This window comes from Streptomyces sp. HUAS 31 (assembly GCF_028198125.1).
Lineage (GTDB): Bacteria > Actinomycetota > Actinomycetes > Streptomycetales > Streptomycetaceae > Streptomyces > Streptomyces chartreusis.
Genome location: NZ_CP116353.1, coordinates 38,076 through 59,559, shown reverse-complemented (window position 1 = coordinate 59,559; position 21,484 = coordinate 38,076). Strand labels below are relative to the sequence as shown.

The 21,484-nt window shown below is 69.4% G+C and carries 13 protein-coding genes; 5 read left to right on the top strand and 8 right to left on the bottom strand.

Translation table 11 applies throughout. The features are described from left to right. Positions 1–124 precede the first annotated feature (124 nt). Both PGH47_RS00245 and PGH47_RS00240 read right to left on the bottom strand, forming a co-directional pair. Positions 125–1,393 carry an AI-2E family transporter gene (locus PGH47_RS00245; protein WP_271661628.1) on the bottom strand — a complete coding sequence of 423 codons (1,269 nt, stop codon included), beginning with the start codon at positions 1,391–1,393 and terminating at the stop codon, positions 125–127. 489 nt (positions 1,394–1,882) lie between these two features. After that, positions 1,883–2,398, bottom strand: coding sequence for a hypothetical protein (locus PGH47_RS00240; protein ID WP_271661627.1), 516 nt, complete (start codon positions 2,396–2,398; stop codon positions 1,883–1,885). A 113-nt stretch (positions 2,399–2,511) separates the two neighbouring features. On the opposite strand from PGH47_RS00240, the gene PGH47_RS00235 reads away from it, so the two are divergent. After that, positions 2,512–6,951 carry a SecDF P1 head subdomain-containing protein gene (locus tag PGH47_RS00235; protein WP_271661626.1) on the top strand — a complete coding sequence of 1,480 codons (4,440 nt, stop codon included), beginning with the start codon at positions 2,512–2,514 and terminating at the stop codon, positions 6,949–6,951. Positions 6,952–7,080: 129 nt separating this feature from the next. On the opposite strand, the gene PGH47_RS00230 is transcribed toward PGH47_RS00235, so the two are convergent. The 5 genes from PGH47_RS00230 to PGH47_RS00210 all read right to left on the bottom strand — a co-directional run bounded on the left by PGH47_RS00230 (position 7,081) and on the right by PGH47_RS00210 (position 13,454). Continuing rightward, positions 7,081–8,514, bottom strand: coding sequence for a cellulose binding domain-containing protein (locus PGH47_RS00230; protein ID WP_271661625.1), 1,434 nt, complete (start codon positions 8,512–8,514; stop codon positions 7,081–7,083). Positions 8,515–8,560: 46 nt separating this feature from the next. Beyond that, positions 8,561–10,093, bottom strand: coding sequence for a beta-N-acetylhexosaminidase (locus PGH47_RS00225; RefSeq protein WP_271661624.1), 1,533 nt, complete (start codon positions 10,091–10,093; stop codon positions 8,561–8,563). A gap of 122 nt (positions 10,094–10,215) precedes the next feature. Continuing rightward, on the bottom strand, positions 10,216–11,079 hold the full coding sequence (locus tag PGH47_RS00220) for a carbohydrate ABC transporter permease (RefSeq protein WP_271661623.1): 864 nt from the start codon (positions 11,077–11,079) through the stop codon (positions 10,216–10,218). Further along, a complete protein-coding gene (locus PGH47_RS00215) occupies positions 11,076–12,059 on the bottom strand; it encodes a carbohydrate ABC transporter permease (RefSeq protein ID WP_271661622.1) in 984 nt (327 codons plus the stop codon). The genes PGH47_RS00220 and PGH47_RS00215 overlap by 4 nt, the downstream gene beginning before the upstream one ends. Positions 12,060–12,185: 126 nt before the next feature. Continuing rightward, entirely contained in the window at positions 12,186–13,454 is a 1,269-nt protein-coding gene (locus PGH47_RS00210; protein WP_443048455.1) for an extracellular solute-binding protein, read from the bottom strand. 267 nt (positions 13,455–13,721) lie between these two features. Here PGH47_RS00210 and PGH47_RS00205 point away from each other — a divergent pair, with 267 nt between their 5' ends. After that, entirely contained in the window at positions 13,722–14,564 is an 843-nt protein-coding gene (locus PGH47_RS00205) for a GntR family transcriptional regulator (protein WP_271661620.1), read from the top strand. 17 nt (positions 14,565–14,581) lie between these two features. On the opposite strand, the gene PGH47_RS00200 is transcribed toward PGH47_RS00205, so the two are convergent. Next, entirely contained in the window at positions 14,582–14,971 is a 390-nt protein-coding gene (locus PGH47_RS00200) for a nuclear transport factor 2 family protein (protein WP_271661619.1), read from the bottom strand. Between the two features lie 87 nt (positions 14,972–15,058). On the opposite strand from PGH47_RS00200, the gene PGH47_RS00195 reads away from it, so the two are divergent. The 3 genes from PGH47_RS00195 to PGH47_RS00185 all read left to right on the top strand — a co-directional run bounded on the left by PGH47_RS00195 (position 15,059) and on the right by PGH47_RS00185 (position 21,382). Next, on the top strand, positions 15,059–15,940 hold the full coding sequence (locus PGH47_RS00195) for a helix-turn-helix domain-containing protein (RefSeq protein ID WP_271661618.1): 882 nt from the start codon (positions 15,059–15,061) through the stop codon (positions 15,938–15,940). 188 nt (positions 15,941–16,128) lie between these two features. Then, a complete protein-coding gene (locus PGH47_RS00190; RefSeq protein WP_271661617.1) occupies positions 16,129–19,467 on the top strand; it encodes a S8 family peptidase in 3,339 nt (1,112 codons plus the stop codon). A 274-nt stretch (positions 19,468–19,741) separates the two neighbouring features. Next, on the top strand, positions 19,742–21,382 hold the full coding sequence (locus PGH47_RS00185; protein ID WP_271661616.1) for a TlrC/CarA/OleB/SrmB family ABC-F type ribosomal protection protein: 1,641 nt from the start codon (positions 19,742–19,744) through the stop codon (positions 21,380–21,382). Positions 21,383–21,484: the final 102 nt, after the last annotated feature.

Below are 21,484 nucleotides of genomic sequence, written 5' to 3'. Positions count from 1 at the left end.
CTCGGCACTTCCGCGATCCGCATGCGGGGTTCCGAGCGGTCTCACGGCCGAGGAAGCAGAGCGACCTCACGTGTCGAGGAGGCAGAGCGATCTCACGTGCCGAGGAGGCAGAGTGGTGCGGCGCCTAGGACGGGCTGTCCGTCGCGTTCGCCATCGCTGGTTCCCCGGCCGCCTTCTGACCCGGCAGCCTCCGAAGCCGTCCGACGAGGCTGCCGCCTGGGCGGCCCCTGGTTCGGTGGCCCTCTACGCGGGGGTCGTCCGTGACCTCGTACCGCTTCACATACGCCCCGAGGAACGCCTGCAACGTGGCGACCGCGGGGATGGCGATCAGGGCACCGACCGCGCCGAGGAGCGCGGTGCCGGCGATGACCGAGCCGAACGCGACCGCCGGGTGGATGTCGACGGTCCTGGCGGTCAGCTTCGGCTGCAGCAGGTAGTTCTCGAACTGCTGGTAGACGATCACGAAGATCAGCACCCACAGCGCGTACCAGGGGTCGACCGTGAACGCGATCAGCATGGGCAGGGCGCCCGCTAGATACGTGCCGATGGTGGGGATGAACTGCGACACCAGCCCGACCCACATGGCCAGCACGGGCGCATAGGGAACGCCCAGCGCTTCGAGCATGATGTAGTGCGCGACGCCGGAGACGAGGGCCATCAGGCCGCGCGAGTGGATGTAGCCGCCCGTCTTCGCGACGGCGATCTCCCACGCCCGCAGTACCTCGGCCTGTTTGGCGGGGGGCAGTACGGAGCAGATCGCGCGGCGCAGTCGGGGGCCGTCCGCCGCGAAGTAGAACGAGAACAGTGTGATCGTCAGCAGCTGGAAGAGGCCGCCGAGGACCTGGGCAGACACGTCCAGGACGCCGGTCGCGCTGTTCTCGACGTACTCGCGCAGCCACGCGGAGCGCAGCAGGCCCTCCTGGACGTCCACCCGCTTCAGCTCGGTGTTGAAGTGCGCGTTGACCCAGTTGATGACGGAATCGAGGTACGCCGGGAAATCCTCGACGATCTTGATGACCTGCTCGGCGAGCACGGAGCCGAGCAGCGTGACGAAACCGGAGGTCGCGACCACGAGGCCGAGGAAGACCAGGAAGGCGGCAAGTCCTCTGCGCACGCCGCGCGCGGCCATCCGGCTCACCGCGGGCTCGATCGCGAGGGCCAGGAAGAACGCTATGAGGATGTTGATCAGCAGCCCGAGGAGCTGATGGAAGGCCCAGCTGCCCAGCTGGAACACTCCGACCAGCAGCAGCGCGAGCACCATGGACCGCGGCAGCCAGCGCGGCATACGGGCGCCGGGCCCGGCAGCCTGCCCGGCCGCCGGTCGGGGGTTCGGTGCCGTGCCGGATGCCGGCGCGTGCGGATCGGCCTGACGGGTCTCGTCTGTACGTGCCACCGGGCAAGTCTCGCCCACCTCGCATGTCCGTCGGACGCCGCCCCCGCGCTTGGCGCATCCGTTCACTTCCGCTGGCGCACGCGCTTGCGGGGTTCTGTCACTGTGACAAAGGCAGGTTCTACGAGTTCCCGACCGATCCGGCGAGGACGTTGCCCACCCGGCTGGGCAACGTCGTGTGCGCGGCAGAGGCCTCTCTCGCGTGATGAAGAGCGCTACGGCGTCGACGCGGTCTTCTTCTGGCCTCGCCTGTACCTACCGAGCAGCCTTCGACCTGCACCGGCGTGAGCTGCTGGTGAAGATGGGGCTGAAGCCGCCCGTGACGTGTCGAATGCCGCGGTAGCGCGGCATCGCCACCCGCTACGGGAGGACGCGACCATCTACCTGCCCGGACTCCACGTCGCAGGCATGCTCCTCCTCTGGTCAGCCCGGTGATCCAGACGAAAGGTCACGGGGTCACGACGAGCAAAAAAACGCGGTCGCCGCGGGAGATCATGCCGATGAGTCGGGGTGGGGCAGGCGCACCCAGTGCACGATCCCGCCGTCTTGGCCCACATGTGCTTCATAGGTGCCCGTGGGGTGCGTGAAGCGGACTGTCCACGTGCCGTCGTCCTGACGGCGCAGGTCCGCGTCGTCGAGTGTGGCGGGTGCGGCGCCGAGGACGAGCTGGCAGGTCTCCCGTAGGCGGGCGACGACTTGGTGGAGCGTGGCGGGCTCCGGCGGCCGGGGGCGCCGGAGGTAGCCTGCCGTGGCTCGGAGCGAGGCGGACATACCGGCCCAGCCGGCCCCGCCGACGATGCCGGCGGCGAGTTGTTCGAGGCCGGTGTCGAGGACGCCCCGGGTGTTTTGCGTGCGGGCGATGCGCGCCGCGGTGCGAAGTTCGCGGGTGACCGCGTCGCCCGGAAGGTCGGCCGGGTCGTTGGCGAAGAAGTGGAGCAACTGCCCGGCGCCCAGGTCCACCGCCTTGTGGTGTGCGGTACCACGTGGCTCGGTCGGTATGGCTTCCATCATTTCCCCCTCGTGGCGCGTCCCGCTCCTGCACCATATGGCTTCTCGCCCCGATTCACTGTGGAATTTGCGGAGTTGAGGGGGAAGAGAGGGATGCCTCAACGGGGAGCGGCATGTTCGCGAGACCCATCACCTACCGTCTGATCTTCACGCTGCGGTACGCGGCGGCCGACGCGATGCCGGTCGCGGTGTTCGTGGCGGCGGGCCTCGCCTGGCTCGCCGTCACTCAGGACCTGGGGGCGGGCGGGGCGCGGTGGCAGGACGCCCCTCTCGGGTGGTTGACGGACCTGCTGCCGACTGGAAGCGCAACGGTACTCGTCGCCGCCCTGGTGCTGATGACGCTGCTGCGGCTGGGGACGCGTCTGGACGGGGAGTCGCCGCTCCCGCTGGTCCTCCAGAAGGTCTTCCTCGGTGTGATGACCTTGGTCATCGGTGTCTGGGCGGTCCACGACGGGCTCGGGGGAACGGTCCTGCGCTACGGTCCGCTCACCGTTGCCGTCCTGCTTGCGATACTCGTGCGCCGAGCCCGAGGGCGAGGCACCCATTCCTGGCGGCGCCGGAGAACCGCCGCGGGTTTCGGTCCCTCGTCCCGTGCTCTGCTCGGGCTGCGCCCCTACATCGCGCTGCGGAATGTCATCACCGCCTACCCGCAGTCCACGCTCTTCTCGACCAACCTCGCCGAGACCCAGGCGCAGGACTCCGCGGCGGTGTTCAGAGAACGGGGCGACGCGGTCTCGGAGGCGTTCTGCTGGGCTCTCGGAATCGACTACATGATCGCTCAGAACGAACTGCCGCAGGCCGAACGGCTGCTGCGCGCGATGCTTGTCTCTCCAGAGACCGCCCGACAGCCCGCTGCGCTCGCGGCGGAGGCCGGGCTTCTGCGCGCGGTGGGAGAGTCGGAGCGGTCATTGGCCGAGCTGCGGCAGGCGGCCTGCGTCGCGGGACGCGTACCGGCGGCGCTGCGTGGGCTGATCGCCGAAGTGGCCCTGGAAGTGGGTGCGGACCCGGTCGCTCCGTACGGAGCGGGGCGGCGCACGGGGCTGGTGTGGCTACAGGAGTACGGGGCGGTCCTACTGGATCTCGTCGTCGAGGCACGCGCTCTCGCCGCGAGCGACCCGGACAGGGCGCTGGAGCTGGCGTACAGGGTGTGCCGACTGCCGGACCGTGTCGCGCCGCTCGCTCGTGGCGGCGACCCTGACGCCCAGCTCCGCTCCTACCAGCAGGGTCGGACGGCCACAGGGCTGGCACTGATACTGGCCGCCGAGATCCATGAGTCCAGGGGGAACCACGGCGCGGCGACCGGCGCGTACCTCGACGCGTTGAGCGCGTTCGAGGCAACCGTGGAGCGGACCCGCGCGGCCCGGTGCGTCGTGCTCGGTTTCCTCAACGCCGTCGAGGCCGGCTACGACGAGCCGGATCAGGAGGAGCAGGCCCTCGACATGATCCGGGTGGGCCTGCAGATGCTGGAGTCCGACCGTGGCGCCCTGCGCGGTGAGGAACACCGCTCGGCCTGGCTGGCCGCACAACAGGAGCTCTACGCAAGGGTGTTCGCCTTCGCGTCGAGCGAACCGCACGCCCACCCCGGCAAGGCCGCCGAACTGGGCCTGTGGCTGTTGGAGTCTCTGCACCGCACGTTGACCGAGGCACTGATCGGCGCGGACGACAGCCCGTGGTATCCGGCGGAGGACACCCGACTTCAGCGTCTGGTCCGGCTGGAGGCGACAGCCCGGGCACTTACGGCCGAGGAGTTCGCCGCCGTCCAGCAAAACCTCGGCGCGATCGGTGCCCGCGGCCACCTCCTCGACCGCCTGGCCGCCGCCCGCCGGGGCGACGGAACCGTACCGTCGCCGTTGACCGGAATACGGAAGGACATGGCCGACGGCACTGCGGGCGAGGCCCAGGAACCCGCCGCCATGGCCACGGGCGGCGAAAGCCCGGGCACGGACCATGCCGACGCGGCCCAGGACGAGTCCGCGATCTCCGCCACCACTGACGTCCAGAACCTTCTCGACCGGCTCGGCGAGCGAGTCGCTCTGCTCTACCACTGCCGACGTGACGCGCGAGGCTGGTCCGTGCTGAGTGCGATGGTCTCTGCGGGGGACGGAATCAGGCTCCACCGGACCCGGTTGGAAGCCGAGGCGAGCGAGATCATCTCGGACACGTTCACCCCGGCGGGCGCCCTGGACGCGCTGGCGGCGACGGACGAGGCGCAGACGACAATGCTCTACTACACGCCGCTCGACGACCCGGTCTGGACGCGGCTGAGTCAAGCGCTGGTCCCTGCCGAGTGGTGGGACCTGCTGTGCCCCGAGAACGGGGGAACCGCTCGTGAGGTGGTCGTCGTACCCGACGGACCGCTCTCTGCGCTGCCCTTCGCCGCCCTCCCCGTGCGCGATCGGCGCCCCCTGCTGGAATACGCGCTGATCACGCTCACCCCGGCGCTCTCGATGCTCCGACCGCCCACCACCAGGCATCCGGACTCGCGGACCGCGAGCGGTCCGACGGTTGTCAGCCACATCGGCGTCGGACTCCCGCCCGAGAGCGCGGCGGCGGAGGCCGCGGCACTGGAGCGCATCGCCACGTCGGCGACCGTGCGGCGCACAGCTGATCGCGCTCAGCTTGAGGCCGCCCTGCACATGCGACCCGCGGCGGATCTGGCGATCATTTCGGCACATGGTTCCCCGGGCGCGGCCGTGGACCGGTCGCTCTGGCTCGCCGACGGGTCGACGCTCTCGGCAGCCAGCGCAGCGATGCTGCCCTGGCCGTCGACGGTCGTGCTGGGTTCCTGTTGGGTCAACGGGATGATCGTCGACACGGGCAGGGAGCCGTTCGGGTTCCCGCTCGCCTGCTTCCTCGGCGGCGCGCACACCGTGGTCGGCGGCGCCGCACCTGTACCGGACGAGGCCGCCGGCGCGGACGTCCGCCGGCTCATCGCGTCGGTCCCACAGATTCGCTCTCCCCTGTCCGTACTCCGTGCAGCGGCGCTCGAACGTGTTCGGGAGATGCCCCTCTCCGAACTCGACGCCGCCACGACCACAGGGCTCATCACCTGGTCCACGGCCGCCCCTTCCCTCCGCTCGAGCTCCCGCCCCGCGACCCCGGTGTTCTGGGACGCAGGCGGTCTGTCCTTCGAACACGTCACCTCACAGGGACAGCTGTCGCTGACGCTTCCCTCATCCGTCCGGGCCGTGCTGGACGCGGCGGCGCAGGCACCCGAGGGACGGCCGATCAGCACCATGGACTTCGCCATCGCCGCGTTCACCTCGGACCCCGCAACCTGGCACCCACTGCCCGGCAGTCCGGCCACGGACATGCGCGACATGCCTCCCGAGGGGAGAAGCGACCGGGTGCTGCTCAGCGCCCCAGCGGGACAACGGCCGCACCTGATCACCGCATCGCTCGCCCGCGCCCTGCGCCGCGGCGCGCGACTGGCTGAGGCCGCCCACCGGACAACTCCCCTCCATGTCGTCACCGCGGCCCTGCTCGACGACGAATCCGCGGTGGGCCGCTGGGTACTGGCGTGCGGCCCACGTGGCGAGCAGTGGTCCGACCACACGTGCATCAAACCGTTGGGCGGCGAACCGGATCCGGACAGGCTGCTGGGAACGACGCCGGGTGACTGGGAACTTCACCGAACCGGAATCGACGGAGCGGACCTGCGACAGGACGACAGCGCAGTGGACAGGTACGACTGGCCCGTCGCCCTCTTGGTCGGGCTGCTCATTCTTGGCGCGCCGGCACTACTCGGGGCACCGAACGCACCCGCGTCACCGCACCCGGTCACGAACCCGACCACCGTGACGGTGACTTTCGCACCCGCTGACGACGCACGTTCCGCCGATGCCGACCAAGCCATGACCCGACTCCGCGACCGCGCGGCCGAATCCGGCATCGAAGGAGCCGAGTTCACCGGCACGGACGACACGATCACGGTCACCGCGCCTGTCAGGTACCGCGAGCGCCTCGTGGCGCTGGCCGAGGAGGAGTCCGGCGTGGAGTTCCGGCCGGTACTCCAACTGCGAACCGCTACGCCGAGCACCCTGCCCCAACTCGGGGTCGAGAACACGGCCTCACCACCGGCCGGAGGCGACCCCGCTGTCGCGGCGCTGGAGGGGCGGTTCATGGCAACCGAGTGCCCCTCGGCAGCCGTCCCGACCGAGGAGGCTGTCCCCTCCGAGCCTGTGGTCCTGTGCGACGCCCGCGACCCGATCACGTATCTGCTGGGCGCCGCGGCTCTCACGGGCGACGACGTGACGAAGGCTGAAGCCTCTTACGCCGCCGACCGCGGCTGGAGCGTCCAGGTATCCCTAAGCTCCGTCGGAGGCAAGAAATTCGCCCAACTGACAGCCCAGCTTGCCACGTTCGTGCCACCGCAGAACCAGCTGGCAATCACGGCCGGGGGCCAAGTGGTGTCGGCACCCTCGGTGAATCAGTCCCTCACCGACGGAAGCCTGGAGATCTACGGAGGCTTCGGCCAACGGCAAGCCGCCGATCTCGCCGCAGAGTTGGTCGGCCGGACGCGGTACCGGGTGGTAGAGGTGACCACCCGCTGACCGCGAGTGGGCCAACTCCTTCGGCGAGTGCGAAACCAACGACCGTCCCATACTCCTGCGAACGAAGAACGATGTTGCTGGAGCGGATGGGCCCCGCCGATCCGAACCGGCGGGGCCCCGTGCCGTGTGCTAGCTGTTCGGAACCTTGTCCTCGAACGTGGTACCGGCCGTGCGGTAGGCGCTGACCTTCGCGGCGACCTGGGCCGGGGTCAGGACCTGGTCCTTGACGTGGAGGACGTAGTCGACCTGTTCGTCGTAGGACCGTGCGGTGGTGCTGGTCTGGCCCGCGAGGTCGATCAGCCACTGGTTGAAGTTGATCGACATGGGGCGCTCGGGCAGGTAGGCGGCGTCATGGGTGCCGAAGAGCTGGCCGTCGACGTAGTACTTGATGCTGCTGTTGTCGATGGTGAGCACCAGGTCGTGCCAGCCGGCGTAGCTCTGCCGGGACTCCGTGTGCTGGTTGACGGCCTGCCAGGGATCGGGGTTGTAGGTCTCCCAGGACGTCGTGTAGAGGATGTTGGCCGGCTCGCCCCAGCCGCCGTTGGGCAGGTACTCGAAGTCGTACTCCGCGTAGTCGTCGGCCATGGGCGCCTTGAGGTCGTTGATGGTGAAGAACGTCTGCACGAGGTGGTCGCCGTCGGGCCCCGACAGAGGCGCGTCGGCGAACTTGACCCGGGCGGCGTAGGTGCCGTTCTTGAACTTCGTCGCCTTGGTGAGGACTTCGGTGTGCTTGGTGCTCTCGGCCGTGCCGGCGGTCGAGGTCCGCAGGTTCATGATCGAGTTGCCGCCGGAGCCGGCGAAGGTGACGTTCTCCGGGGACCACGTGGCACCGGGCACCCCCGGCCCGCCGGAGTTGGCGCGCACGTTCCAGCCGTTCGCCGAGATCTTCGGGTCGCTGTGGCTGGTGTAGTTGAAGTCGTCGAACAGGCTCTGTCCGCCGGCCGGAGGATCGGTGGGCGGGTCGGTGGGGGGATCCGTCGGGTCGTTGCCCGCGGGGGCCGTCCCCCAGACCGTGCTGCCGGACACCTGGGCGGTGACCTTCGACCAGTCCGCGTACGACGTCTGCGACGGGCCGAAGGAGTAGTCGTCGCCCTGGTTGAGTGTCTGCCAGTCCGCCCGGTGGAAGCGCAGCTGCATGTCCCCGGTGTCGGCGCCGGGAGCGAGGGTGCCCGCCCCGGCGGTGAAACCGATGTCCAGGTAACGGTCCGCGGTGGCCGTGGGGTTGGTCAGGGTGCCGAAGGTGCCGGTGATGTTGGCGCAGCCCTTGACCGCCCAGGAGCAGGCGAAGCGGTAGGCGGTGCCGGCCGAATCGGCCTTGAAGTAATAGCGCACCTTGACGGAGCTGAGCGGCAGGGTGCTGGAGCCGGTGTTCCGGACCTTCAGCCACGGTTCGGCCTGGTCGGCCGTGACGCCGGTGGCGCTGGTCCGGTACTGGACCGTCACGTCGTCGGTCGCGGCGCTGGCGGTGCCGGTCAGTGCGGTGAGGCCGACGGTGCCCATGGCCATGGCCACGGAGGCGGCCGCGGCGATGCGCAGCCTGCTCGGAGCGGTTCGGGACTTCATGCGATTCCTTCCAACACGGGATGTGGGGTTCGTCGTGCTTGGGGGATCAGGGGTGGCGGCTGACCTCGAGGGCGTCGAGGCGCGGGACGTGCCGGTCCAGGCGGGAGCGGAAGTCCGCCCACTGCGTGGGCCCGCTCCAGGCGAGGTCCGCCAGGGCGGACAGACGGGGATAGGTGAGGTGTTCGAGGCGGTCCGGGGTCGCGGCGTACTCGGTCCACAGCTGGGCCTGCGTGCCCAGGACGCGGGCGGCGGCCTCGGGGGACGCCCCTTCGGGGACGGGGTCGTGGGCGTGTACGCCGCGCAGTGCCACGACGGCTCCGGGTTGCGCCGGGTGCTCCTGGGGGCCGGCGCTCTGCGGGTAGTCGAAGTAGGTGGCGCGGTGGTGGGAGTTGATGACGTCGTGGCCGCGTTCGGCGGCGGCAAGGGCATGCGCGGGGTCGCGCCAGGCCATCACGATGAAGTCGTCGGGCAGCTCGGTGCCGGTCTCGGCCCAGCCGACCGGGCGTCGCCCGTTGCGGGTGAGGAACGCTCCAATGCGGCCGAGGAACCAGCCGTGCAATGCGGCAGGACCGCTCAGTCCCGCTTCCCGGGCGCGCGCTCTGGCTTCCGGGCTCTCCTCCCACTCGACGGTGGGGCATTCGTCCCCGCCGATGTGGATGTAGGGGGAGGGGAAAACGTCCATGACCTCTTCCAGCACGGTGCGGCAGAAGTCGAAGACGTCCTCGTGAACCCCGAGGAGGTTGTCGCAGACGCCCCACCTGGTCCACACGTTCAGCACCCGGTCGGGTCGGTTGCCGAGGTGCGGATACGCGGCCAAGGCCGCGCGGACGTGGCCCGGCATCTCGATCTCGGGCATCACGGTGATGCCTCGTGCGGCCGCGTACCGCACCAGCTCGGCCAACTCGGCGCGGGTGTAGGCGCCGCCGTGCGGCACGCCGTCGTGGTCGTCGCTGCCGGCGCGGATCACGGACTGGGCGCGGTGGGCGCCGATCTCGGTGAGCTTGGGGAAGGCCGCGACCGGCATGCGCCAGCCCTGGTCGTCGGTCAGATGCAGATGGAAGACGTTGATCTTGTGCAGGGCGAGGAGATCGACGTAGCGGCGCAGGTACGACACCGGCTGGAAGTGCCGGGCCACGTCGAGCATCGCTCCGCGCCAGCGGTGCCGAGGGACGTCCGTGATCTCCACGCAGGGCAGTGACCAGCGCACCCCGCGGTGCGGTGTTGCCGACAGGGCCTGCGGGGGCAGGAGCTGACGGATCGTCTGTACTCCGCGCAGAAGGCCGGTGGTCTGTGCGGCGCGCAGCAGTACGGAGTGCGGTCCGACCGTCAGTCCGTATCCTTCGCTGCCGAGCCCGGTGAGGGCCGGGTCGAGGGCCAGGACCACGGCCGCGTCCTCGGCGGAGCGCAGTGGCAGGCCGGTGGCGGGGGCGAGCAGGGTGCGCAGCAGCTGGGCGGCGGGTTCGGCTCCGCTGCTGATGCGCAGGCAGGTGTCGGGGCCGAAGGTGAAGCGGCCGGCTCTGGCGTGGGCCTTGGTGGGGCGGGGGAGTAGGGAGAAGGTCACCGGCGGGGGTGCGGGCACAGCTGTCTCCGGGGGTCGGGGTGCGGGACGGGACGTCTCCGGGGGGTCAGCGGGACAGGACGTCTCCGGGGGCGAGTGCAGGACAGGAGTCTCCGGGGCGGATGCGGGGCCGGACGGGAGTGTCAGCCCTTGACGGCGCCGGCGGCGAAGCCGGCCGTCACATGGCGCTGGAGCAGCAGGAACACGGCCAGCGCGGGGAGTGCGAAGAGCGTGGAGGCGGCCATGGTGGCGCCCCAGTCCGTGCCGAAGACGTTCTGGAAGGACGACAGCCACACGGGCAGCGTGCGGCTGTCCTGGTGCTTGATGATCAGGAAGTTGGCGTAGGTGAACTCGTTCCAGGCGGTGATGTAGCCGAACAGCGAGGTGGCCATCAGCCCCGGGGCGAGCAGCGGGAACGCGATGTGCCGAAATGCGCTGAGGCGCGTACAGCCGTCGACCTGTGCCGCCTCCTCCAGTTCCGGCGGGATGGCGGCGATGAACCCGCGCAGCACCACGATGGTGAACGGCAGCGTCATCATGAAGTAGACCAGTGTCAGGGTGGGCAGCCGGTCGAGCATTCCGGTGTCGCGGGAGATGATGTACACCGGGATGATCAGCGCCTCCCAGGGCGCCATCTGCGCGATGAAGACCATCAGCATGAACTGCCGTCTGCCGCGCCACCGCATCCGCGCCACGGCGAACGACGCACCCAGTGCGACGAGCAGGGAGAGCAGGACAGCGGCCAGGGTCACGAGGATGCTGTTGCGCCAGAACAGCCCGAACCCGTCGGCGTCGACAGCGGCACGGAAGTGGTCCAACGTCCATGTCCGGGGCAGTAGTTGCGGACTGTCGGACTGGATGTCCCGGTTGGGCTTGAACGCGGTCGCGACCATCCAGTAGACGGGGAAGAGACACACCACGACGATCACTGCGGCGGCGATGTGCAGCGGCAGACGCCGAAGCCGCAGGCGTGCCGTGCTCACGGTGACGTCTCGCGGGACGCTCATAGGGCCTCGCCCTCCTGGCGGAACATCTGGCGGAAGTAGAAGACGAGCACGCCGGCCAGCATCAGCACGGTGACCATCGAGGCCGCCGATCCGAGGTCGTAGCGCTGACTCGACAGGGCGGTCTGCACGGCGTAGACGGGCAGGATGGTGGTGGCGTCGCCGGGGCCGCCGTTGGTCATCACCCAGATCTGCACGAACGCCTTGAAGGTCCAGATGACCTCCAGAGAGAACACCAGCATGAAGATCGGCCGGATCATGGGGAACGTGATCGCGCGGAAGATGCGCCGCGCCGAGGCGCCGTCGATGCGTGCCGACTCGTACAGCTCCGTCGGCACCGTGACCAGCGCCGAGTACAGGGTGATGGCCGCGAACGGCACCGACTGCCAGACGATCAGCACGACCAGGATCGTGAAGGCGGCCGTACCGTGGGCGAACCATGGATAGCGGTCGAAGGACGTGAACCCCAGCTGCTGCAAGGCCCAGTTGACGATGCCGAACTCCGAGTGGAACAGCCACTGGAAGACCGTCGTGGCGGCGATCACCGGCATGGCCCAGGTCAGCACGAGCGCACTGAGCACGGCGATACGGCCCACCCGGCCCAGCCGCTCGATCACCAGGGCGACCAGGGTGGCGAGCAGCATGATCAGGCTGACGTTCACGGCCATGAAGAGGAACGTGCGACGCACGACCTGCCAGAACTGGGCGTCCGTCAGCAGGGTCTCGTAGTTCCGCAGACCCACGAACCGGGCGTCACCCTGGATGAGTTGACGCAGCTGGAAGTCCTGGAGCGATATCAGCACCGTGCGGACCATGGGGTACGCCAGCAGATACAGCATGCCCAGGATCGCCGGGGCGATCAGGAGATAGGGCCAGACTCCGCTCCCGACGGGCCCGCCCCCGAGGCCCGGCCGGGTGGAGCCGCCCGGCGGCCGGGGGAGCGGGGCGGTGGGTGGCGCGCCGGCTTCACGGACGACCGTCACGATGTCCTCTCCTCTCGGTGTACGGCGCGCACCGTTCGCTTCGTGCTGTGCGGCACGGTCGCGAGCGCACTGTTCGCTTCGTGCTGTGTGCGGCACGGGCGCGCCGGACGCGACGTCGACGACGGCTCAGGACCCCGACGCCATGGCCGCTGTGATCGACGCGGACGCCTTCTCGGCCTCGGCCTGGGCATCGGCGCCGGCGAGCACGGCGGTCATGTAGTCCTTGATGGGGTTCTTCGCCTCTACGGCGGCCCAGCCGGGGGTGTTGGGCGTCGCCCGGCCGACGGCGGCACCCACTGCCATCGCGGCGGCACCCGGGTCGGCGGCGACCGCGTCGGCCAGGGTCGTCTTGTTCGGCACGTAGCTCATGGCGGCGGCGAGCTTGCGCTGCCAGTCGTCACCGGTGAGTTCCTTGATGAACGTGAAAGCGGCGTCAGGCTTGCCCGACGCCGCCGGGATGACGAGGTCGGAACCGCCGATGAAAACCGAGCCGGGCCGTTCGGCGGTCTTGCCGGGAATCGGGAAGAAGCCGAGCTTGCCCTTGAGGTCGGGATTGCTCGCGACGACGACATTGGCGCCGCCGGGCGTCGAAATGACCTGCGCCACCTGCCCCTTGGCCATCACCTCGGCCTGCGGCGGCTGCGCCTCGTCGGCGTCCTTGGGGCCTTCGCCGAGAGCCTGGAGCTGCTCGTAGAACTTCATCCCGCGTACGGCCTCCGGGCTGTCGAGCGCGCCCTTCCAGCTGTCGCCGGACCCCGTGGCGAGGTCGCCGCCCTCGTCCCAGATGAACCCGGCCAGCGCGTACCACATCTGCCCCGGCAGGTAGATGCCCTGAGTCCCGCCCTTGTTGAGCTTCTCGGTCGCGGCGATCCACTGATCGCGGGTCTTGATGGCCGAGGCGTCGACACCGGCCTTCTTGAACAGATCGGTCCGGTAGATCACGACGCGGTTGGCCGCGTAGTACGGGATGCCGTACTGCTTGCCCTCGTACGCCCCCGGCTCGGCGAGCCCTTTGAGCCAGTCGCCGCCCCCGAGCTCGTCGACCTTGTCGCTGAGATCGAGCAGTCCGCCGCTCTGCGCGAACTGGGCGACCTGGGTGTTCCCCGTCTCGATCACGTCCGGGGCGTCATTGCTCGCGAGTGCGGCGGTCACCTTCTCGCCGATCCCGTCCCACTCCTGGATCTGCACCTTCACGTCGATGTCCGGGTGGGCCGCCTCGAAGCCCGCGACGAACTCCTTCTGGAACTGGGCCGAGACGCTGTCGCGCATGAGCCAGACGTCGATCGTCGTCCGGCCGTCGGCCGAATCGCCGGACGACCCCGAATCGGCGCCGCAGCCACTGAGGCCGCCGGCGAGCACCATCGCGGAAACACCAGCAAGCATGCGGAGCTTCACAGTTCACCCCTGAGAGGAGAGCGCCACGCCACCTGACCAGTTCGACGACTGGTCAGGTGACCTCTTGTTGGTCGATGAAGGTGGCATAGACCAATCGAGGCGTCAACCCTCCACGCCGGCTTGGGTTTTGGTTGCACGATTCATGCGGAACCGTGCCCTGCTGCACGGTTGATGGCTACACTCCACCTGACCAGTACTCGACCAGTGGTAAGAAGTGGCGAGAGCTGGTCAGGTGAAGTCACGAACGGGTGGGGCGGGAGCAGCAGCATGAAAGCTGGCGAGTCGGGGACGGTTCTGAAGCGAGAACGCGTCCGGGACCACATCCTCGAACTCATGGAATCGCTCAACCCCGGCGACGCCATCCCGTCCGAGCGCTCCCTGTGCGCGACCCTGCACGTCTCCAGGCCGACCCTGCGCGCAGCCGTCGACGAACTGGTCGCCGCGGGACTCCTCGTGCGTGAACACGGCCGAGGCATGTTCGTGGCACCGGAGAAGATCACGCAGGAACTGGTGTCGGACCACCAGGCCATGGTGGTTCCCCGGGCGTCCGGCGCATGGACGAGCCGCCTGCTGGAGTTCACCACCATCGCCGCCGGCGCCCGAGTCGGCCGCAAACTGCACCTGTCACCCGCCGCCGACATCGTCTACGTCGCGCGGCTACGGCTCGTCGACGGCGTCCCCATGGCCATAGAGCACCTGCACATCCCCGCAAGCCTGGTCCCCGCGCTGACCGCCCAGGAACTGGAGGCGGGCGACCTGTACGAGCACCTCCACGACCGCCACGGGGTCCAGGTCAGCGAAGCCGTCCAGACCATCGAGCCCACCGTCGTCAGCCAGGCCGAGGCCAAGATCCTCGACGTGCCGCACCTGTCACCGGCGCTCCTCTTCGAACGCCTCACCACCGACACCGAGGGCCAGGCCGTCGAATACGTCCACTCCATCTACCGCGGTGACCGCTACCGCATAGTCACCCGCCTGACCTTGGGCCTACCGACCGGCGACGAACAGACGACCCCGACTGAGTCAATCCCGGGCATCCCGCCGGGCGCCTTTCCGCAGCGCGAGGCGGTCGTGCTCACAGCTCAGGGCGACGTCCACGCCGACCGATGACGGCAGAGACACGACCGTCAGCGCTGTGCGGCCTCCCACCACACCAGATTGGCGGCCGCCTGAGCCACCGGCTCGATGATCTCCCAGCACTCGGCGACCAGCCCGCCGTCGATCCGCCAAATATCGACGACGACAATCTCGGGTCCACCATCGGGGAGCCGTCGCCGCGAGTGCAGCACGACGTGATCGCCGTCGGCCAGCAGGTGATGGACCTCGACCTGCATATCGGTGAGCGGGACGAGCGCCGCCTGTACGGCGGCGAGCCACTCCGCTTTGGTCGAGGACGTCGAGTCCGGCCGGTGATGGACGAACCCGTCGCTCAGCAACGGTTCGAGCGCCTCGACGCTGCCCGTCTCAAGAAGTTCCGCCAGTGCCCGCTGAATCATGTTCTTGCTGTCTGTGGTCATGGACGCAGTGTTTTCCGCGCCGATGACGAATGTCGATGAAATCGCATTTCATGGCGCACGGCTCCGAATTGAGTAGCCTCGATGACCATGCAGACAGTCGGAGACCTTCTACGGCAGTGGCGGCATCGCCGACGACTCAGCCAACTCGACCTCGCGATCGCCGCCGACGTCTCGGCTCGCCACGTCAGCCTGGTCGAGACGGGTAAGAGCAACCCGAGCGCCGAAATGGTCCTCCGCCTCGCTGACCAGCTCGACGTGCCGCTGCGTGAGCGCAACCGCCTGCTGCTCGCAGCCGGCTTCGCACCCCGGTACGCCGAGAGGCCACTGGACGACGGCGCCCTGTCAGCCGCCCGGGAGGCGGTCGCGAGGGTGCTACGCGCACATGAGCCGTACCCCGCGGTGGCGTTCGACCGCCGATGGAACATCGTGATGACCAACCGCGCGCTCGAGCCGTTCTTCACCGACGTCCATCCCGACCTTCTGCGACCCCCGATGAACCTGGTGAGACTGGGACTCGACCCACGCGGGTTCGCCCCTCTGGTCGTCAACCTGGACGACGTACGAGCGATGTTCCGATCCCGAATCAGACGCCAACTCGCCATTGCTCCCGACACCGAACTCACCGCGCTCTACGAGGAACTGCTGGAACCCAACACCGAGGAGACGTCGAAAAGATCGGTCGAATCCGATGTCGTGATCCCGATGATTCTTCGTTTCGCCGGACGCGAACTCCGACTGTTCTCAACTATCACGACATTCGGCACCCCTATGGACATCACCCTGGACGAGGTCGCGATCGAGTCGTACTACCCGGCGGACGCCGAGACCGCCGCCTACTTCGAGGAGCCCAACAGCGAGGTGGCACTCGCCCACGCCTGCGCACACGTCCGCGCCCCCATCAGCCGCGCCCAGTGGTCCCGTCACCTCCCCGGCATCGACTACCGCCCGCCCTGCGCCGACCACACATGAATCACCCTGCGGAGCACTGAGCACTGAGCACTGAGCACTGAGCGCGGCACACGAACAGGCCAACCGCTCCCTTCTACTTATTTCGCAATGGCCCCTGAGAACCGAACGCACCCCCTGCGCGTGATACCGGAGAACGCGTTGGCATGCACACGAGAGCGGGGGAAACGCGAGTGGGATCCACAGCACGCGTGAGAACGGCGGCACTGACCGCGTTGGTGGCCGGAGCGCTGGTCACGGGGGCGTTATCGGCGAGCGGCCAACAGGCGCAAGCCGCCGGCTCCGCCGCGCCGGGCGGGACCAAGAGCCCGACGAAGGCGAAGCCCCCGGCGAACGTCACGCTGATCACCGGCGACCGAGTGGTCGTCGGCTCCGACGGCCAAGTGGTCCAACTCGTGCGCGGCAAGGGTCGCCAGAGCATCGGCTTCTCGGTGCGACGCGAGGCAGACCACACCTACGTCGTCCCACAGGACGCCCTGCGCCTGGTCGCGGACGGCGTGCTCGACCGGCGGCTTTTCGACGTCGCCCAGCTGGTGAGGGACAGGTACGACGACGCGCATCGCGCCACGTTGCCGCTGATCGTCGGCTATGGGAAGGACCGCGCCGACTCGCGGGACCTGGCCGGCGGTGACCCGTTCGCGGGCGTTTCCGTCCGGGAGCGTCGCGCGCTGCCCGCGGTTGGCGGTGAGGCCTTCAAGGCGCCCAAGTCCGGTGCCTCGGAGCTGTGGGCGGCGCTCACAGGCCGCTCTTCGGCCCGTATGCCAAGCAGTACGGCCACTTCCGAACGCCCCGTCGACCATGTCTGGCTGGACGCGAAGGTCAAGGCTTCCCTGGCGGAGAGCGTGCCGCAGATCGGTGCGCCCATCATGTGGGAGTCGGGCTACACGGGCAAGGGCGTCAAGGTCGCCGTACTGGACACGGGCGTCGACCAGACCCACCCCGACCTCAACGGCGTCGAGATCGCACAGAAGAACTTCAGCGAAGCACCCGACGCCAACGATCGCTTCGGGCACGGCACGCACGTCGCCTCCATCCTCGCCGGAAGCGGCGCGAAGGCGGGCGGCCGCTACAAGGGCGTGGCGCCCGGCGCGAAGCTGCTGGACGGCAAGGTCCTGGCCGATGACGGCTTCGGACAGGTCTCGAACATCGTCGCCGGCATGCAGTGGGCCGTCGACCAGGGCGCGCAGATCGTCAACATGAGCCTGGGCTCTCCAGACTCCCCGGGCGTCGACCCGATGGAGGCGGCTATCGCCCGGCTCTCCGGCAAGGCTCTGTTCGTGGTGGCCGCGGGCAATGAGGGCGACGAACCCCGCACGCTCGGGTCACCCGGCAGTGCCCCCGCGGCACTCACCGTCGGCGCGGTCGACAAGCAGGACCAGATCGCCGACTTCTCCAGCCGCGGCCCGAACCTCGACGGCACGCCCAAGCCGGACATCACCGGCCCGGGTGTGGACATCACCGCCGCCCTGACCACGCAGAGCGAAGAGCCCTCGGGCGAGGGCTACGTATCGCAATCCGGCACGTCGATGGCCTCCCCGCACGTCGCGGGCGCCGCCGCCCTGGTGCTCCAGCAGCACCCGGACTGGAGCGGAGCCCGGCTGAAGGCGCTCCTGACCGGTTCGGCCAAGCCCAACCCGCTGCTCAACGCCCATCAGCAGGGCGCGGGCCGGGTGGACCTGGCGCGCGCCGCCACGGCCTCGGTCGTCTCCGAACCCGGCTCCGTCGGCTTCGGCACACAGGCCTGGCCGCACGCCGACGACAAGCCGGCCGCCAAGACCCTCACCTACCGCAACTACGGCACCCAGGCCGTCACCCTGCGACTGACCGCCACCGGCACCGACTCCTCGGGCCGCCCCGCCCCCGACGGCATGTTCACCGTCAAGGACACCCAGCTCACCGTTCCGGCCGGAGGCACCGCGAGGACCACCGTCACCGCCGACACGCGCAAGGGCAGCGTCGACGGCGTCTTCGGCGGCACCGTGCTGGCATCGGGAGACGGCCAACAGGTACGCACCGGACTGGTGGTAGAGCGGGAAGTGGAGTCGTACGACGTCACGGTGCGGCACATCGACGCCGACGGCGCGAACCCGCCCACCTACGCGACGACGATCAACCCCGGCGACGGACTCGGCAAGTTCGTGGAGCTGCCGTACAGCGAGAACGGCACGGTGGTCCAGCGGCTGCCCAAGGGCTCCTACCAACTGGAGAGCCTCGTCTTCGCCAAGGACAACGAGGTGGGCTTCTTCGTCCAGCCGCTGCTGGACGTGACCCGGGACGTCACCGTCACCCTCGACTCCCGCAAGGCCAAGCCGTTCGCCGTGAAGGCCCCGGATCCGGCCGCGAAGCTCGTCACGTCCATCGTCGGCTACTACGACGAAGCCATAGGCGTGTCCAACACCTGGTCCAGCAACGGGATCCCGCCGATGCGCACCGCCGCTCTCGGCCCGGCATCGGCCACGATGCGAGCCCAGTTCAACGGAGTGTGGAAGACACCCGGCGCGGCCGGAAAGAACGTCGACTACCGACTCGCCTTCAACCGCAAGGGCAGCTTCTTCACCGGCCTGACCCGCACCGTCACCCGGGCCGACGTCGCCGAGGTCAAGCTCGGCTTCGGCGCCTCCGTCACCGGCGCCAAGGGCCAGGTCCACATCACGCCGCTCGACGAACGCGGCATGAACATCGGCATTCAGGACCCACAGGAACAGAACCTGCCGCAGTCCACCACGCACTACCTCACCACGGCCGGTGTGCGCTGGTCTTGGACGGCCGCGCAGCTCAACTCCCGCAGTGAGGTGCGCATGATGTACTGGAAGAACCTGGTGACCTACAAGCCGGGCTCCACCCACACGCTGAAGTTCAACACCGGCGTGGTCGGCCCGGACCTCGCGGCAGGGAGCCGGGAGGAGCAGGGCGCCGAGCGGACCGGAGACCTCATCAGCGCCAGGATTCCGCTCTTCAACGACGGCAGCGGCAACCTGGGATCCTCGATCGTCACGAGTGGCATCGCCCGCCTCGAATCCGGCGGCCGCGTCCTCGGCGAGGGCCCTGCCACCGACTGGCTGAACACGGAAGTCCCCGCCGCCTCCGCCTCGTACCGCCTGACGGTCGAGGCGAGCCGCTCCACGCAGGACACCACCACCAGCACGAAGGTGACAGGCGTCTGGACCTTCACTTCGGCCCGACCTACGGCAGACCGCGCAACCAGGCTCCCACTCTCGACGGTACGACTCGCGCCGAAGCTGAGCCTGCGCGGAACGGCACCGGCGGGCAGCACGCTGACGGTGCCACTGAAGCTGAGCGGAGCGGCCGCCGTGGCCGGACAGGTCGCCACCCTGAAGGTGAACGTCTCCTACGACGGCGGCCGAACCTGGAAGCCGCTCACGGTGACGACCAACCCCCAGGGCGCACGCTCGGTGACCGTGAAGCACCCGGCGACCGCCAAGGCCGTGTCGTTCCGGGTGGACCTGAAGGACAGGGGTGGCAACACCGTACGCGAGACGATCATGAACGCGTACCGGCTCGCTCCGTGAGCTGACCGTCCGAAAGTCACACCGCCCTGATGAACCCTCCGGCCTGGCCTCAGCACCTGTGGAGGCCAGGCCGGATCCACTTCCGCACATCGGAACGAGACGTATCGTCTTGTCAAAGCATCCCTCATGCCGTACGGTCCTCCGCATGGGTCCCATGTGAGACTGCCGGCGCCGATCGCGTAGAGCACCGCTCCGCCATCGCCGCGCCCCACCGCGCCCTCTCATCCACCCGATCCGGCCAGGGCAGAAGCCCGCGGCCAGGAGGGACCCGCGCATGCGCACCTCACAACTCACCCTTCACCACGTCACCAAGCGCTACCCCGGCCGCACCGTCCTCGACCAGGTCTCCTTCACTCTCAAGCCGGGCGAGAAGGCAGGACTCATCGGTGAGAACGGTTCCGGCAAGTCGACCCTGCTGCGACTCATCGCGGGCCAGGAACGCCCGGACAGCGGCGAGTTGACCGTGACCGCCGCCGGCGGCATCGGCTACCTGCCGCAGACCATCCCGCTGCCCCCAACGGCCACCGTCCAGGACGCCGTGGACCTGGCCCTCGCGGACCTGCGCGCACTTGAGGCGCAGATGCGCCGGGCCGAGCAGACACTCGGCGACGCCACGGACCCCGAGGCACTCGCCGAGTACGCCGCCCTCCTACAGCGATACGAGGCACGCGATGGCTACGCCGCCGACCATCGAGTGGACCAAGCCCTGCATCACCTCGGCCTCCCCGACCTCCGCCGCGACCGCCGACTCGGCACCCTCTCCGGCGGCGAACGCTCCCGGCTGGCCCTGGCCGCCGTCCTCGCCGGCCGCCCGGAACTGCTGCTCCTGGACGAGCCCACGAACGACTTGGACGACCAGGCCGTGCGGTGGCTGGAGGAGCAGTTGCGCGCACACCGCGGCACGGTGCTCGCGGTCACCCACGACCGTGTCTTCCTGGACCGACTGACCACCACGGTCCTGGAAGCCGAGGCGGGAAAGATCACCCGATACGGAGACGGCTACGCCGGGTACCGCACTGCCAAGGCCGCGCAGCGCCGCAGCAGGCTCCAGGAGTACGAGGAGTGGCGAGCCGAGCTGGCACGGAACGAGCGGCTCGCCGCCGGCCAGGCTGTCCGTCTCGGCGGCATCCCGCGCAAGGCCCCGCTGGCCAACTTCGGCCACGGCGGCTTCCGGGCCCGCGGCCGGGCGCACGGCGCGATGGCCCGAATCCGCAATGCCCGCGAGCGGGTCGACCGGCTGACGGCGGACCCGGTGACGCCGCCGCCACAGCCACTGACCTTCACCGCGCGCGTCGGGACGGCGGGAGGCGGCGCCGCCCTGACAGGGACGGAGCTCCCCTCGGTACAGGTGTCGGGAGTACGCGTGGGAGACCGCCTCCACCTGGACTCCCTCACCCTGGGCCCTTCCGGTCGGCTGCTGGTCACCGGCCCCAACGGCGCCGGTAAGACCACGCTGCTGAAGCTGCTCGCGGGCGAGTTGCGTCCCGACGAGGGCTCGGTGCGGGTACCGGGAAGGGTGGGGCACCTGCGACAGGACGAGACGCCGTGGCCGCCGGACCTGACGGTGGCGGAGGCGTACGCACTGGGCCGTGTGGGCTCCGCTGACGAGCACACGCACGCCCTGCTGTCCCTGGGTCTCTTCCGCCCGGGGGAGCTCGGGCTGCCCGTCGGCGAGCTGTCGTACGGCCAGCGCCGCCGCGTGGACCTCGCACGGCTGGTGTCCGAGCCCGCTGATCTCCTGCTCCTCGACGAACCGACCAATCACCTCTCCCCAGCGCTGGTGGAGGAACTACAGACCGCGCTGGTTCACTACGCAGGCGCGGTCGTGCTCGTCACGCATGATCGCGCGTTGCGCAGGGTGTTCCGGGGCGAGCACCTGCACCTGCCGGAGGCTGCCTGGGTCTGCTCGGGCTGACGTCAGGGGGGTGCGCCGCGGGGGCGCGGGCGACCCGGCCGCACCCACGGGAATCTTCGTCGGCGGACCCGAGTTGCCCTTACGACGATGTCAATGGGGGAC